Origin of the sequence: Aquimarina rhabdastrellae, from assembly GCA_947387485.1 — a bacterium.
In the GTDB taxonomy this organism is placed as follows: Bacteria; Bacteroidota; Bacteroidia; order Flavobacteriales; family Flavobacteriaceae; genus Aquimarina.
Genome location: CANDNT010000001.1, coordinates 42,972 through 59,247, shown reverse-complemented (window position 1 = coordinate 59,247; position 16,276 = coordinate 42,972). Strand labels below are relative to the sequence as shown.

Below are 16,276 nucleotides of genomic sequence, written 5' to 3'. Positions count from 1 at the left end.
TATATTTTATGGTAAAACTACCTTAGAAAGTTACACTAACATTCCCCTTTTAGTGTGGTTTCTGTACTAGTATTTTGCGATAATTCGGTATGCTAACTATATAAAAGTAAAATAGTTATGTTTAAAAACAAAACAAATTACCGTATTTTATTACGGTAGGTAGTATGATTCCTTTTCAATTATAGATAATATATGCACTATAATCTATATTTTTGCGCATTCAAAGTAGATGATCTATGATTTCACATGATACTATAGTAGCGCTGGCTACAGCATCTGGTGCAGGTGCAATTGCTGTAATTCGTGTTTCTGGTAAAGAGGCTATTGCTATGTGCTCTTCTTTATTTAAAGCTGTTAATGGTAAAATATTAAGTGAGCAACCTAGCCATACAATTCATTTGGGACATATTATGGACGGTAATCGTATGCTTGACGAAGTGTTGGTATCACTATTTAAAGGAACAAGATCTTATACAGGTGAACCTACGGTAGAAATATCATGTCACGGATCTACGTATATCCAACAAGAAATCATTCAGTTATTGTTGCGTAAAGGTTGTAGAATGGCAAATGCAGGTGAATTTACTTTACGTGCTTTTATTAACGGAAAATTAGATTTATCTCAAGCCGAAGCTGTTGCCGATTTAATAGCATCTGACTCTGAAGCTTCTCATAAAGTAGCCATGCAGCAAATGCGTGGTGGTTTTAGTAACGAAATCAAAAACCTAAGAGACGAATTGTTAAATTTTGCTTCTTTAATCGAATTAGAACTTGATTTTGCCGAAGAAGATGTAGAATTTGCCAATCGTACGCAATTCCAAGATTTGATTTCAAGAATTACGGTAGTCTTAAAACGTTTAATAGATTCTTTTGCTATAGGTAATGTGATCAAAAACGGAATTCCGGTTGCTATTGTAGGAGAGCCTAATGTAGGGAAGTCTACCCTACTCAATGCCTTATTAAACGAAGAACGCGCCATAGTATCTGATATTGCAGGAACTACCAGAGATACGATAGAAGATGAAATTATCATCGGCGGAGTAAGTTTTAGGTTTATTGATACCGCTGGTATACGAGAGACCAAAGATGTTGTAGAAAGTATTGGTATCCAGAAAACTTTTGAAAAAATCGAACAAGCTCAGGTGGTGATGTATTTGATAGATTCTAGTGCTATTGATGCCACAGGTATAGCAGCGATTAATGTTGAAATCAATAAGATTAAAAATAAGTATCCACAAAAACCATTAATCGTTATTGCGAATAAAGTAGATAAGCTTACAGCAGAAGAAACTACTCATCTACAAGAACATATAGCAGAACTTTTCTTATTATCAGCTAAACAAAATATCGGTACCGAAGAACTTAAGAATCGCTTATTAGAATTTGTAAACACTGGTGCATTACGCAATGACGAAACCATAGTAACCAATTCTAGACATTATGATTCTTTGGTTAAAGCATTAGAAGAAATTGATAAGGTGCAATATGGCATCGATAATGGATTATCTGGAGATCTAATGGCTATTGATATTAGACAGGCTTTATACTTTTTTGGAGAAATCACAGGAGAGATTACAAGTGATGATCTTTTAGGGAATATCTTTGCTAATTTTTGTATCGGGAAGTAACCATACAAAATAAATAAACAACAAACTTTTACTAAACATATTAAAAACCCTTTTAAATAAAGATTTGTTGGGTTATTCTATTGCTTTTCTTTGTAATACAATCTTTTTATATTTCTAAGGATTATAAAATTATCAAAGAGCCAATTGAACTAAAAATTATGACAACAAAACATTTACAATACTTATAAAACTATATTTTTGTGATACTATCAAATGATACTATCACAAAATGAAACCACCATATCAGATTACAGATGAAATTTTAAAATTAGTAGTTGCTATTTCTGAAAAACTAGGAGAAATAAAAGCTACTCATCTGTACAAACCTCCTACTGAGCTAAGAAAAAAGAATCGTATTAAAACTATTCAATCATCATTAGAGATAGAAGGAAATACGCTAACAGAAGAACAGATTACAGCACTTTTAAATGATAAAAGAGTAATTGCTCCACAAAAGGATATTTTAGAAGTACAAAACGCTATAAAAGTATATGAGCAGTTACGAACGTTTAATCCTAATAAACTAACTGACTTAGAAAAGGCTCATTCCATTTTAATGCAAGGTTTAATAGAAGATGCTGGTAAGCTAAGAATAAAAAATGTAGGTATCGTAAAAGGTTCTAAGGTAGAGCACCTTGCTCCTACTGGTTCTTTAGTAAAAGGACTTATGAATGATTTATTTAGCTATCTTAAAACCGATGAAGATATATTATTGATAAAAAGTTGTGTGTTTCACTACGAATTTGAATTCATACATCCGTTTTTAGATGGCAATGGTCGTATGGGTAGGCTGTGGCAAACTTTGATATTAATGCAGCAATACCCAGTATTTGAATTTCTACCCGTAGAAAGACTTATCAAAGAGAATCAAGAGGAGTATTATAGGGTTTTAAGTGTATCGGATAAATCAGGGCATTCTACACCATTTATTGAGTTTATGCTTGATATTATACTTCAATCTTTAGAAAATCTCTTAAAAACGCAAAACAGAACCCTTACACCACAAGATAGAATTGAATTATATAAAGACATTATAGGTAGTAATCAGTTTAGCCGTAAAGATTATTTGCAAAATTTTAAAGATATTAGTCAAGCAACAGCAAGTAGAGATTTGAAATGGGCTGTAGAACAACAAATTTTGACTAAAACAGGAGAAAAAAGATTAACCAAATATCATTTTAATTTGACTTAATTCGAGTTAATTTTACTTTTTAAAACGTACTTTTTGTACCTTATTTGTTTCTTTAAACCGTACAATACATATAAATAAAGAGATTACATTTTCTGTATTGGGAAGTGATTATTAAGATAAAACAACTTCATATATAACTAAAAAATAATAACACTATTACCCTATCTTATAACCATATTCATGGGTAAGATTTTTTTATTTTTAGAACTACTACTATAGTAATGCTTAATTTTATAGGATAACTACTTTAGTTAACCTTAAAAAACTATATATGAATAGATATATACCACTGGTAGTTCTAATATTTCATTTTTTGATTTCTTGTAAAAAAGAATCCAATCAAAATGCGCCATCTGATAATAAGCTTGTAATTAATGATACTAAACGGTTAACGCAAACGACTGCTGAGGATACCCTATCAACTTTTCTTTATACAAACGAATTTGTTCCTAATATTAAAGAACTTATCAAATTAGAACTTATTAGTAAGCAAACTTTTGATGCTATACCAAATGATAAGAATTTAACGCTTGAAAAAAAGCTTGATAAGATAGATAGTTTAGCTTCTAATACTTTTGAGATTACGTTGGATAACGGTTCGCAAATTACCTTATCAGCAGAAAAGGATATGTTTTACTCGTTAAATTATTTGGGTAATATACCCAAAATGGAGGCTTTTTTACTGTATGTATCAGATGATGACAATGAATCTCCGTATCGACTATATTCTTCTATAACGGGAGAAAAACTTTTTCATTTAAGGCAACACCCTACGATTTCTCCTTTCGGTAATTATATCGCCTATATTGATGATAACATTATGGGTGATGGAAATCTAAATATTATAAAAAAAGAAAATAATGGAACAGTTCATCAACTCATTGATATACCGTTTTCAAATTGGGAAGCTGCAGTAGTAACAGCAGAAGATTTAAAAATAAAATGGTTAAATGGTACTGCTTTCGTTTTAAAAATTATTCCCAGAACGACAGATTTAGATTTAGAAAAGAATACTTCATATCTTAAAGTTACCATCTTATAGAAACTAGTTTTATTTAAAAATTAATTCAAAGAACAAACATGAAGAATTTAAATGTAAAGAAACTGTCCCAAATTCATTTTAAAGATGATAAGTTCAGAGATTATATATTCAGTCTTAACATAAATTCTCTTGAGGAGATAACAACATTAACATGTGATGATTTTATTTCGATTAACGAAATAAAGTATTTCCCCAACCTTGAGATACTCTCTATGACTTCTTATGAATTAGAAGAATTAGATTTAAGCTATAACAAAAAATTAAAGGAAATAACCATAGGAGATAGTGAATATCTTAAAACAATTGATTTCTCAAAAAATATAGTCTTAGAAACACTTAAACTACAGAGTTTAGACAATGTAAATACCATAACGCTCGAAAATAACCTGAATCTTAAAACATTATACATTGGGGATTTATGTAATCTAGAAAAAATAGATTTAACCAATAATGAAAAACTTGAAAAATTAGATGTTGAACATGGTGGATACTTAGAGATTGAATTAGGACACAAGGAACATCTTAAAGAAATTTCGTGTTCTTCTGGCCGTTTCTGGTTTCAAAAAAAGAATACGTCTTTACCTAATTTAGAAACATTAATAATAGAAAATTGTGAAGGTGAAGGTAGATTGAATGTAAGTGATTTCAAAAAACTAAAAAAACTAAATATCACCTGGAATCAATATGATGCATTAGATCTTTCCATTAATAAAGATTTAGAATATTTAAGTATAACAGCTAATAAATTCACCTCAATTGATCTTACACATAATGTTAACCTAAAAACACTTTTTATAGGAGGAGATTTTAAGCAATGGGATGATGATGATAGTGTTGTAGGACATAAAAGTTTAGATTTAAGTAAGAATATTAATTTGACGTTTTTGAGTATTGAAAAAGGAGAATTAAATACAATTGATCTTAGTCATAATTTAAAATTAAAAACTTTTATTATTGAACGTAATCCTATTAAGGAATTAGATGTATCTAATAACAAACATATAACATCTTTAAGAGTAAAAGAATGTCCTATTAAAGAAATTGATCTTACAAAAAATACTCAACTAGAAGAATTAATACTAGAACAAACAAAATTAAAATCCATAAAATTACCTACAGCTATTACCCTATCACCAAGTAAGGTCTATATAAGAGCAGATGAATTAAACACAGCTGTTACAAACTCTTTTAAAGAATTAGGAATTGATATAGGATAAAACTACTACTCTTTAATAAAGAACAGTGAATAATTTATAAATGAGATTAAAGCTTTATTTTTGAAAACTCAAATCAGTAGCCTTAATAGTATTTAAATGACGATAGCAGATTTAGTAGGTAGATATCAAATCATAGGTAGCAATCAAGATGAAGGAGATATAACATATAAGGGTACACTTACACTCTCTCTTGACAAATACAATAGAATTATAGCCAAATGGCTTATACATGGAGAACAAGAGCAAATCGGTCATGGCTTTTTTAAGGATAATATTCTGGTAATCAACTTTAGTTATCAAGGTGATGATCATCAAATTTATAATGGAACCGTAGTTTATAGATGTCTTTCAAAAGATCTTTTGGATGGTTTCTGGTCAGAAGAATTTGGTAATCCCTTATACTTAGGAGAAGAACGTTGTTTTAGGATAAAGTCCAAAGATGAACTCTTAAACTAAATTGTTTTTTAGGTCTAAAAAACGTGTTATTCATGTAAATAGGTAAAATGTATACAGTAAACAGTAAAATATATACATTTAAGCTGGTCTTGTAACATAATTTTGTCATCATAATTAAAAAGTGAAGGCATGAAAAAGGTGATTTTAGTTACAGGAGCTTCTTCAGGAATAGGAAAAGCAACAGCATTACAGCTTATTAGTGAAGGACATATCGTATATGGTCTAGCACGTAGGGTTGAAAAAATGCAAGATCTCGTTACTGCAGGAGGATTTGCTATTGCCATGGATGTTACACAACACGAGCAGATAGAAGAAGGAATTCAAAAAATCATAGCTACACACCAACGCATTGATGTTTTAGTAAATAATGCTGGTTTTGCTATTTGGGGAGCTGTAGAGGATACTTCTTATGAGGATGCAAAAAGACAATTTGAGGTCAATATTTTTGGTCTAGCCGAAATTACTAAAGCTGTGCTACCTGTCATGCGTAAGCACAAAAGCGGAAAAATCATCAATATAAGTTCTATAGGTGGAAAAATATACAGCCCATTAGGTGCATGGTACCACGCTACAAAACATGCGCTTGAAGGATGGAGTGATTGTTTACGTTTAGAAGTGAGTCCGTTTGGGATCGATGTTGTCATTGTAGAACCTGGTGCTATTAAAACTGAATTTGGTGATGTACTTAACGAAAATTTCTCAAAATCTGATAAAGGAGCATATAGCGAACTGGCACAGCTTATGATCAAAGTTACAGCAGATACCTATAGTAAAGGTAATTTCTCACATCCTAATGTGATAGCTACCGTGATTTCTAAAGCTATAAAAAGCAGTAAACCTAAAACACGTTATGCCGCAGGTAAAATGGCAGGACAAACTTTGTTTTTTAGAAAATGGTTTAGTGACCGTATGTTTGACAAAGCTATTGTACGTATGATTAAAAATGTTTCAAACTAAAGGAAATAGCGAAGAATCTCAAGTTTAATGTACTTTTATAATAATCAAAAATAAATTCATAATGTCATATGAGTAATCTTATCACCATAAAAAGTGTAGCCGAAATACATCAGATGCTTCAATTAGAATCTCCTAAGCATCCATTGATTTCTATAATGTATATGAAGGATTTAACAACAGATCCTATGCTTGATAATGTACGTTTTGCTACAGAATTGTATATGATTTCGTTAAAAGATGGTGTTACTGGTGCATTGCATTATGGACGTAATTCTTATGACTTTAAAGATGGGACCATGGTGTTTAGTAAACCTAATCAGGTGTTAGCCTCAGAAAATAAAACCATAGCAGATGATGCCAAAGGATGGTTTCTCATTTTTCATCCAGATTTAATCCGCAAATCTGAGTTAGGAAAAACTATTGATAGCTATAACTTTTTTGATTATGAAGTTCATGAAGCATTACACTTATCTGTAGATGAACAACAAACCGTAACAGATATCATTGAAAAAATAAAGAAAGAATATCAGCAAAACATTGATAAACATAGTCAAAAACTGATCATTTCTAATATCGAATTGCTGCTAGATTATTGTAATCGTTATTATGATCGTCAGTTTTATGTGAGAACTAATTTGAATCAAGATTTAGTTTCGGATTTTGAACAGATGCTTAAAGAATATTTTACTTCAGAAAAACTTTCGCAATTAGGCGTGCCTACAGTAAAATATTGTGGAGAACAACTACAAATGTCTCCAAAATACCTAAGTGATTTACTCAAAAAAGAGACAGGAAAAAGTGCCAAAGATCATATTTATTCTTTTGTGATTAATAGTGCAAAAAATAAGCTATTAGGTACAACAGAGACGATAAGCGAAATAGCCTATGATCTAGGATTTGAGTATCCACAACACTTTAGTAAATTATTTAAAAGACAAACAGGATTAAGTCCTGCTCAATATAGAAAGATGAATTGATATGAAGAAGGTATTGATAACTGGTTCAACTGGAATGGTAGGAAAAGGTGTATTGCTAGAATGTATAGAAAGTGAAAAGATAGAGGAAATCATTCTGGTAAATCGTAAAGCTATAGGAATGACTCATCCTAAGATAAAAGAACTTCTATTACATGATTTTACACAAATTACAGCATTAGAAGAATTTTTGATTGGTATAGATGCTTGTTTTTATTGTATGGGAGTATCAGCATTAGGAATGAATGAAGAGATTTATACAAAAATAACATATCAAACTACTAAGGCTTTTGTAGATACATTATATAGTCTCAATCCTAATATGGTTTTTAATTATGTTTCTGGAGCAGGAACCGATAGTACTGAAATCGGAAACAGTATGTGGGCAAGAGTAAAAGGAAGAACAGAAAACATGGTATTGTTACAAGGATTTAAAGATGCTTATGCTTTTAGACCCGGTATGATAATTCCTGAAAAAGGAATAAAATCGAGAACAGGATGGTATAACGGTGTATATTTCTTAATGAAACCATTTTTCTCTATGCTCAAAAATAGAGATTCGGTTACTACAACAAGCCGTATTGGTCAAGCTATGATTAATAGTCTGTTTCATCAAAAACACGAAAAACACTTAGATGCAAAAGCTATCAATGCTTTGGCAAGAAAAAAATAATATGTTACAATTAATATTAAAATATACTAAACGAATGTTTATAACATTAGGTGCTCTTATCGCACTATTTATTATAGCGTATATGTTGTTTGTGGGCTACTACCCTACTTTTGGTGGCGATATTTCTGAAAAAAGACAACAGTTATATACTACATCAAAACAATATAAAGAAGGAAAATTTGTCAATACCAAAGATGTACCTCAAGACCCAAGTTTTTCTGATATGATGACGATGACGCGTAAATTCTTTTTTACTAAGGTACCTAATACAAGGCCACAAAAAAGCATACCCGTACACAAATTTGATTCCTCTGCCTTGCATAACAATATCGAAGAGGATCGTTTAATCTGGTTTGGACATTCCACTTTTTTATTACAATCAGGACATTATAATGTGCTGATTGATCCTATGCTAGGTAAAGTTCCTGCTCCACATCCACTGCTGGGTGGAGAACGTTTTAGCAAAGAATTACCTATAACTATAGCGCAATTACCCAAAATCGATGCTGTTTTGATCTCTCACGATCATTACGATCACCTAGACTATGAGTCAATACAGCAGTTAAAAGATAAAGTAACACATTTTTATACTCCATTAGGCGTAGGTGTTCACCTTGAAGCCTGGGGTGTACCACAAGAACGTATTACAGAATTGGATTGGTGGCAGCAAGTAAATTTTGAAACTTTTAATTTTGTGTGTACACCTGCACAACACTTTTCTGGAAGAAAATTATCAAACGGACAATCTACATTATGGAGTTCATGGGTAATTCAAACACCTGAATCTAAAATATTCTTTAGTGGCGATAGTGGATATAGCACTCATTTTAAAGAGATCGGAGAGAAATATGGACCTTTTGATATTGCATTAATGGAATGTGGTCAATACAACGAAATGTGGCCTGATATACATATGTTTCCAGAAGAGACAGCACAAGCAGGAATAGATGTAAATGCAAAAAAAATGATGCCTATACATTGGGGTGGCTTTAAGTTGGCTTTGCATAGTTGGACAGAACCTATTGAACGCGTTATCTCAAAGAGTACCATGTTGGGATTGCCTATTATGGTTCCTCAAATTGGGACACCTATAAAAATAAAACAAGATGCAAGTCCACTAGTTAAGTGGTGGCAATGAACCCATAGCCATAATACCTTTAAGTATTCCCCAAGAGAAAGAGAGAGCAATACCCCTTACCTGCTCTCTCTTTTATAGTATAGCTACATCATAGCATACAAATTCTACAATATTAGCTTCTGGGTCTTTAATAAAGATTGATTTCCATTTAACCCATTCAAAAACTTCGGTTACATGAGGAATATTAGCTTCTTTACAATAATTAAGAATATCATCGTAGTCTTTCTTGTCTATTTCTAAAGCAAAATGATGTAAATTACTTTGCTTCGGATCTATCGCTCCCATAGTATCTCCAAAAGCAGTTACATTAGCTTTTGCAAAGAGTGCCAAAGTTTGTTGATGACCACCATAACCTTCGGCTATTTTAAAAAAAGTATAATTTTCTGAAGCATTAACGAGTTCTAACCCTATTATATCTTGGTAGAAATTTTTCATAATTTCCATATCTTCTACTCTAAGGATAATTTCTCCTAAACCTTTGATTTGTTTACCTATCATAGGCTACAATGTATAAAATCATACAATAACCTACAATTAGTTAAAAATAAAAGCCATGAGCTTTCACCCATGACTTTAGTAAATAAATAGTATTTGTTTTGACTTATAGCATATGATCAATCAACTGAAGCATTTTTTTATATAATTGTTCAGCTTTTCTTTCTATTCGACGACCTTCTATATCAGTATATCCCTTTATATGAGGATTAGCTTTAAATCTAGAAGAATTTTGATTATCCTCAACAGCTATAGTTCGTGTTAAGGTGGCTGTTTGAGTAGCAAATGATCCATTATTATCATGATCAATTCCGTTTTCATGATGAATTGTTTCTAATTGACCAGATGCTTCTTCAGATGATGTATAATTATAGATCAATAAATTTCTTACTTCTTTTGAATCATTATCAAGATTATACAATTCCCATTGAAATTTCTTTTCATTTTCTGGATCGTGATAATCTCTGTAACGAACGAGTTTCCATGAACCTTCTCTTATACAATGCACTTCTGCGGGTTGAATTACAGGACCTCTTTTTAAACGATCAATATCATCTAGTTGTGCGGTAGTTAAATTATCATCAGGTGTTTTGATATAATGTTTTACTGCTTTGCTATAAATATCAAAATCATTACCATATTCCTGAAATGAATCTATTTTATGAGGTTTGTAATCTATAGGTTCGGTAATCATGTCACTAGTTGTAAACAAAATAGCGTTTCTTTGATTGTTACCTTCTAGATTAAAACGATCATAAATTTGTGTAGCCGTTCCTGTAATCAATTCACTGATATCAGCACCCACAAACTCTGGTACTCTTGAGCCCCCTAATCCTTTTCTCAGTACAGAAACTTCGTCTGCTGTAACACCAGTTAAGCCTAAAAGCGTTGGTGCAATATCGATATGACTTGTCAGCGCTTCTATAGCTTTAGGTGTTGTTGTATTAGCAGAACGATCCTCTTTAGGCATACTAATTACTACTGGAACATGAATAGCCTCTTGATAAGCCGTATGCCATTTTTGCATCATCATTCCGTGAGAGCCACCGTATTCTCCATGATCAGGAACAAAAACTACTATAGTATCTTCTCTTAAACCTGACTCATCCAGTGTTTTTAATACACGATCAATTTGTTGATCTAAGACATGATGCAAATATGTATAATATTGCATATAAGCTTCGGTCCATGTTTTAGGATCTTCAGATAATGGTAACGGAATTCCAGTTATTTTATGAGAATTATTGGCAACCTTTTGGTTTCCTGTTTTTGAAGCAAGTGCTATACCTAGTTTTAAAGAATAATCAAATTGACAATCTGGTTTATCTTTTAAATCTTCTCTCCATGATTTAGGTAGTGTAGCATAACTATCATCAATTCCGCCTGGATTCATATCAAATCTCCAAGTTCCTTGCTCAGGAGGTGTACTTAATGTTCCTTCAGGAGGAATTCCTAATGGTGTTTTATGATGTACTTCAAAATCATCATCAATTCCTTCAGGCTTATGGAGTACACCTTGAGCTTTTGCAGGTAAAACTGGCCAAGTAGTAATATCATGTGGATTGGTAAACGAAGCTACAGCAAACCATGGCTTTTTATCTATGGTATCAATTTGTTGTTGTTTTTCTTCATCAGTTAATCTTTCATTCATTTCAATACGACCTACTTCTTGATCATAATCAAGAGCCATCCCTTTACGTCTTAAAAATGTCGTTACAAGATCTGTAAAACCATGATCTCTATACATTCCAAGATTATTTTTTAAAGTACCATGTGGTTCAGGAAAAGAGGTTTCCCAATCATCAAATCCCCAATTCTTTAAGCTTTGTTTTTTAGGATGTGCAAAGTGACATTTCCCGAAATAATGTGTGGAATAATTATTTTGTTTAAACCAATCTCCTAGTGTAGGAATACCCTCTGGATCTAGCCAGAAAAAGCCTTCTTCGCTAGCACCTTTAAATACTCCATCTGTTTGAGTAACTTTATTTTTTGTTCCATATTGTCCTGTAAACATTGCTGCTCTACTTGGTACACAAGCAGTGGTAGCTACTGTATGGTTTTTAAGTACTGTAGCATTTTCTCTTAATTTCATAAAACCAGGAAATAGTTTACGAGCATCTTCAGAGATGTATTCTTCGACATTATCAGAAGTACCATCTATGTTTTGGAATCCTAAAATATTTTTAAGATCTGTAGTCATCCCTCCAGCATCTTTATTGATAGGAAATCTAAATTCATCTGCCATGATGAGTAAAACATTTTTTCCGTTTCCAAACAGTTGAGCATTGTTTTTTGAATCAGTTGATTCATTCTTTTTTAATTGTTCTTTCGACATCTATTTATGTGATTTAGTGTGACTACTAAATTTAGAAAGAATAGTTAGTAACAAAAAAGGTCAAAACCACAGAGTTTATAAGTGGAATCTATCTAAAAACATTTTTTTAATAACAGGGAATTTACTGCCCATTACCTAAGAAATGTAGCTCATATCAAAACTACCTATACAATTAATGATACTTCTTAAAATTTGTATAGTCAAAAAGTTAGCCAGTGCTTTTTGATGTTCTGGCACAGGTAAGCTGAAAACTGTATAGAGTAAGCATATTAAAATCTTAATTCGAAAGAAAAACTCGAATTAATAATAACTTTTACAACATGGCATATAGAGATGATTTCTATAAAAAAGCAAATATTATAGGGTATACAGGAACTATAGGTTCAAATGAAACTGTGTATTTTAAAGATGGCAATGAATACGGTCACATTACACAAGATCATAATTTTGTAACTAACATAGGAAGAGAAACCGTTAGAAGTGCAAGTGATTATAAAATTGAAAATAGATCTTCTGACGGAAGATGTCAAGAATCGGCAAACGGAGTTGTTTTTCATGTAAGTCGTAACCCATTTATAGCTGTTGATAGTTCTACTATTGATCAATTAGCAGATGCTATTACTAACAAAACAGAAGAAAAAGAATATCCCAAAAACGGAGGGATATTAATTGATAAAAATGGTCGCAAATTTAAATTTAGTAATGGTAAGTTTACTAGAGTTTAAATAGAAATATGAATTAAGGTGTCGTTTTAATTTAAAAATGACACCTTAACTGTACGTTTAAAACTTATTATTTAAATACCCTCTACTCCAATTTAGGTACTTATTATAAATAACAGATCTTAGTTCTTTTAATTCTTCATTATCATCTTTTAAGCTATTAACCGATTTAGACATAGCTGATAAATGTTTCATGGTTAGCTGAGTATTTTGGATAAGTCTGAAACCATATTTATTAATAGACTTATATTGATGTGTTGCTATTGCTCGTTCAAAATTCATTATATCTGATTTGAAATTCATAGCATCATTTTTCTTCCTACGCCCTAATAACATATAAAATATAGCCACTAAGTCTAAAGGAATAAATAGTGTTATATAAAGTATTAATCCATTATCCATAAAATTTAATATTAAGGAATTTATTAGACATCAATAACATATAGTGTGTTACATTTTTTAGTATAGAAAAAAACGATTATAAATAGCTGTTTATTAATTGTTTGTGGTAAATATGTCACTTTTGCTTAAAAAAAGTAAAAAAATATGGGTAATAAAGTCTCTACATCTACCCTATCTCATGATCGATCACATGAAATAGTGAGGAATTACACTTTAAATGATTAGAGTTTGATTGTAATACTAAACTATGAAAGGCGGAATCTGAAAAGCCTTAACAGAGTAAGAACTTAATAAAATGTAAAAAATGAAACACATTAAATCATTAACCGCAGGCTTTATATTATTAACACTATTATTTTCTTGTGCAAAAGAAGAACTCCCAAATGAGTCTTTTGAATTACAGGAAAAGGCACAGTCTTCTGAGTTACCAAGAGTAGATATGCCCAGAGTAGAAAACGGAATTTTATTTTTTAAAGACAAAGATCATGTAGATGCTTATTATGGCTTTTTAGAAGAATATATTAATCTAAAATTTGAAGATGCTAAAGATGAAGAATTAGATGAAGATCTAATCTTAGATGATATCGAAAGTCAATTCTCAGGATTTTCCTCTTATAGAAAACTGTATAATGAAAGATACGGTTTTAGCGAGCGAGGAAATACAGAAAAAGAAATCATGGAAATCATGAAAAAGGATTATGTTACTGGATATCAAAAATCTTATCTCAATAAAGATCTCGAAATAGGTATTGGTGACAAGGTTTATATATTCCATTCTAACGATATCATTCTTTCTGTAGATAAAAAGGAACAAAAAGCTCTTGAAGAGATTAAGAAGATTGAAAAAGGAACAGGTATTCTACCCGCAGATTTATTAACTAAATATGATGTGATTGAATTAAGTTCTGTTAATAATACTATGGGAACTAAAATGCACATAATAGTGAGTCCATTTTTAGAATATAACTCTTCTGGAATATTACAAAATGTAAATTGTAATGTGTATGAAAAGAAGATAGCTATGACATTATTTGAAACGAAAAAGGATATTGATGGTAATATTGTAAGTTCTAGCCCTTATATAGGTAATTTTCATAAAATAAGTATTGATTGGGGTGATGGTACTCCTATAACTACGCATATTAACAGTATACAAAGTGGAGAATATATAAGCCATACATATACTGACATTTCTATTGAACCATATAATGCTATTGTAACTATAGAGTTTTTTGATGATAATGGTATTCTTCAAGTAATGTCTGATCCAGTAAGTGTTATCGTAGAGAATGCATGTACAGAGGTAAACGGATCAACATTTGATTCTACAAATAATGGAACATGGATGTTAACTGGTAGGATTGATGTTTCCAATGGTTTTTTAGGAGCAAATCGCATTAAAGGAACTAGTGAAGCTTTTAAAAGTTGTGGTGGTAATTGTTGGGTAAAAGTTAAAAAAAGAAGACACAAGCCTTTTATTAAAGTACGTGTTGATGGTATTTTTAGAGATGCAAATTGTATTCAAAAAGCACATAAAACTGGAAGTGCTCAATCAAATAAGGCTAATAAGAAAAGAAAATCAAAAGCCAAATTTTGGTCAAGATATGATCATTCAAATGGGGATGTAAGATCAGAGCACTGGATTAGTAAAGATGGTCATAATCTTTATCTAGAAGTAGTTTTTAATCCATGTTAATACTTAAAGTATTACTTTAAATAAAAACGCTTATTATTTGTTAATAAGCGTTTTGCTTATGTTGCTATTTAATTTTCGATAGCATAGCTATTATTCTTAAAGGAGCTCCACTTCCACCTTCTATTTTCATAGGTAAAGCAATAATTTCGAATCCACTTAAAGGTAGTTTATCTAGGTTTGTCAAGTTTTCAAAAGCAGGAATATTTTGTTCTAATAAGATAACATGGCTTTTAAAATATGTCGATTGTCCATAATCTATGCTAGGTGTATCGATACCAATAGCATTAATATTACGATGTTCTACAAGCCATTGTGCTGCTTCTGGAGAAAGTCCGGGAAAATGAAGTAAAGCAACAGCTTCTTCTCCTCTTTTATCTGTGCCTAAATACTTAACTCTATCTGGATAATACTTAGAAAAATTAGTTTGTAATAATACGATACTACCATCTGGAATTTTAATTCCTTGATGTTTTTCCCAAGCCAAGAAGTCCTCTATAGAAATTAAATAGTCAGGATTTTCCATAGCTTTTGAAGAAACATTGATTTTAATAGCATCACCGATTAATTTTTTAAGCGGAATCTCATCTACAGATTGTCCATGTTTTGCAAAGTGTATGGGTGCATCTATATGTGTACCACCATGCTCTGCAGTACTAAAATTATTGGCAGAATAAAAATAACCTTTGTCTGTTTCTCCTTTAAAAACAGTATCTAATTTAAATTCTTTGGCGGTAACCCAATACACAGTTTTATCTGAATAGGTATGAGAAAGATCTATCAACTGTTTTTCTTTTATTGGTATCTCTCTAGTCTTTTTTTCAACTGCAATGGGCTGATGGTTGGTGTTACATGCTATAAATGAAAATAGTACAACGTAACTAAAAATTGATTTCATAAATAATGATTGTGTGATAATGCAATATTAAATGTAATCATTTTTTAGAATTGTATTTTTAATTAACTTAGTATTTAGCATATATATATACTTATAAGATGATGGGCTTTAGGGCGTATAAATAGTCTTCCTAAATATGGAAAATCGAAATTCCAAACTTTTAAACTATCAATATTTTTAAATATAATTTGATATTCTCCTCTTTCAGGAATATTAATAGACATTATTTTTTTTGCTTTTTGATTAAATTCATAAGATTGTAAACGCCACTTACTCTTTTTAGGAGTAACTATTTTATTCGTTCTTACATTTTTTAAAATTATATCAAAATCGCCTAAATCTATATCCCAACCTCCAATAATATAGATACTATAGATTCCAGTAGATTTTTCCACTATTTTATTGGTATCATAAACGTTTATTAGGTCACTCATATTTAGTTAAATTAAAAGTT

The 16,276-nt window shown here is 31.0% G+C and carries 16 protein-coding genes; 11 read left to right on the top strand and 5 right to left on the bottom strand.

Annotated elements, in window-relative coordinates; all coding sequences use genetic code 11:
* Positions 1-236: 236 nt before the first annotated feature.
* From mnmE to ACYEKI_RS00260, 9 genes are all read left to right on the top strand, one after another.
* Positions 237-1,628, top strand: coding sequence for a tRNA uridine-5-carboxymethylaminomethyl(34) synthesis GTPase MnmE (mnmE, locus tag ACYEKI_RS00300; RefSeq protein ID WP_459209142.1), 1,392 nt, complete (start codon positions 237-239; stop codon positions 1,626-1,628).
* A gap of 229 nt (positions 1,629-1,857) precedes the next feature.
* Positions 1,858-2,820: a Fic family protein gene (locus tag ACYEKI_RS00295; protein ID WP_459209141.1), complete on the top strand. Its 963-nt coding sequence runs from the start codon at positions 1,858-1,860 to the stop codon at positions 2,818-2,820.
* Between the two features lie 271 nt (positions 2,821-3,091).
* Positions 3,092-3,862, top strand: a complete 771-nt coding sequence (locus tag ACYEKI_RS00290; RefSeq protein ID WP_459209140.1) for a hypothetical protein — start codon at positions 3,092-3,094, stop codon at positions 3,860-3,862.
* Positions 3,863-3,900: 38 nt separating this feature from the next.
* Positions 3,901-5,079: a leucine-rich repeat domain-containing protein gene (locus ACYEKI_RS00285; protein ID WP_459209139.1), complete on the top strand. Its 1,179-nt coding sequence runs from the start codon at positions 3,901-3,903 to the stop codon at positions 5,077-5,079.
* 96 nt (positions 5,080-5,175) lie between these two features.
* Positions 5,176-5,535 (top strand): hypothetical protein, encoded by a 360-nt coding sequence (locus tag ACYEKI_RS00280; protein WP_459209138.1) that lies wholly within the window; start codon positions 5,176-5,178, stop codon positions 5,533-5,535.
* A gap of 129 nt (positions 5,536-5,664) precedes the next feature.
* Positions 5,665-6,492: an oxidoreductase gene (locus ACYEKI_RS00275; RefSeq protein WP_459209137.1), complete on the top strand. Its 828-nt coding sequence runs from the start codon at positions 5,665-5,667 to the stop codon at positions 6,490-6,492.
* A gap of 68 nt (positions 6,493-6,560) precedes the next feature.
* Positions 6,561-7,469 (top strand): helix-turn-helix domain-containing protein, encoded by a 909-nt coding sequence (locus tag ACYEKI_RS00270; RefSeq protein WP_459209136.1) that lies wholly within the window; start codon positions 6,561-6,563, stop codon positions 7,467-7,469.
* A gap of 1 nt (position 7,470) precedes the next feature.
* Entirely contained in the window at positions 7,471-8,139 is a 669-nt protein-coding gene (locus tag ACYEKI_RS00265) for an NAD-dependent epimerase/dehydratase family protein (protein ID WP_459209135.1), read from the top strand.
* Complete coding sequence (locus ACYEKI_RS00260; protein ID WP_459209134.1) at positions 8,102-9,277, top strand: MBL fold metallo-hydrolase; 1,176 nt, start codon at positions 8,102-8,104, stop codon at positions 9,275-9,277. The genes ACYEKI_RS00265 and ACYEKI_RS00260 overlap by 38 nt, the downstream gene beginning before the upstream one ends.
* A gap of 72 nt (positions 9,278-9,349) precedes the next feature.
* Here the strand turns inward: ACYEKI_RS00260 and ACYEKI_RS00255 are convergent, their stop codons facing one another.
* Positions 9,350-9,775: a VOC family protein gene (locus ACYEKI_RS00255; protein WP_459209133.1), complete on the bottom strand. Its 426-nt coding sequence runs from the start codon at positions 9,773-9,775 to the stop codon at positions 9,350-9,352.
* Between the two features lie 103 nt (positions 9,776-9,878).
* A complete protein-coding gene (locus ACYEKI_RS00250; RefSeq protein ID WP_459209132.1) occupies positions 9,879-12,107 on the bottom strand; it encodes a sulfatase-like hydrolase/transferase in 2,229 nt (742 codons plus the stop codon).
* Between the two features lie 320 nt (positions 12,108-12,427).
* Here ACYEKI_RS00250 and ACYEKI_RS00245 point away from each other — a divergent pair, with 320 nt between their 5' ends.
* Positions 12,428-12,832 (top strand): hypothetical protein, encoded by a 405-nt coding sequence (locus tag ACYEKI_RS00245; protein ID WP_459209131.1) that lies wholly within the window; start codon positions 12,428-12,430, stop codon positions 12,830-12,832.
* 57 nt (positions 12,833-12,889) lie between these two features.
* Here ACYEKI_RS00245 and ACYEKI_RS00240 read toward each other — a convergent pair whose 3' ends face one another.
* Positions 12,890-13,231 (bottom strand): hypothetical protein, encoded by a 342-nt coding sequence (locus tag ACYEKI_RS00240; protein WP_459209130.1) that lies wholly within the window; start codon positions 13,229-13,231, stop codon positions 12,890-12,892.
* A gap of 304 nt (positions 13,232-13,535) precedes the next feature.
* Here ACYEKI_RS00240 and ACYEKI_RS00235 point away from each other — a divergent pair, with 304 nt between their 5' ends.
* Complete coding sequence (locus tag ACYEKI_RS00235; RefSeq protein WP_459209129.1) at positions 13,536-14,927, top strand: hypothetical protein; 1,392 nt, start codon at positions 13,536-13,538, stop codon at positions 14,925-14,927.
* A 64-nt stretch (positions 14,928-14,991) separates the two neighbouring features.
* Here the strand turns inward: ACYEKI_RS00235 and ACYEKI_RS00230 are convergent, their stop codons facing one another.
* Together ACYEKI_RS00230 and ACYEKI_RS00225 are read right to left on the bottom strand one after the other, a co-directional pair.
* The gene (locus tag ACYEKI_RS00230) at positions 14,992-15,822 is read right to left on the bottom strand and encodes a cyclase family protein (protein WP_459209128.1); all 831 of its coding nucleotides are present in this window, start codon (positions 15,820-15,822) and stop codon (positions 14,992-14,994) included.
* A gap of 74 nt (positions 15,823-15,896) precedes the next feature.
* Complete coding sequence (locus ACYEKI_RS00225) at positions 15,897-16,256, bottom strand: hypothetical protein (RefSeq protein WP_459209127.1); 360 nt, start codon at positions 16,254-16,256, stop codon at positions 15,897-15,899.
* Positions 16,257-16,276: the final 20 nt, after the last annotated feature.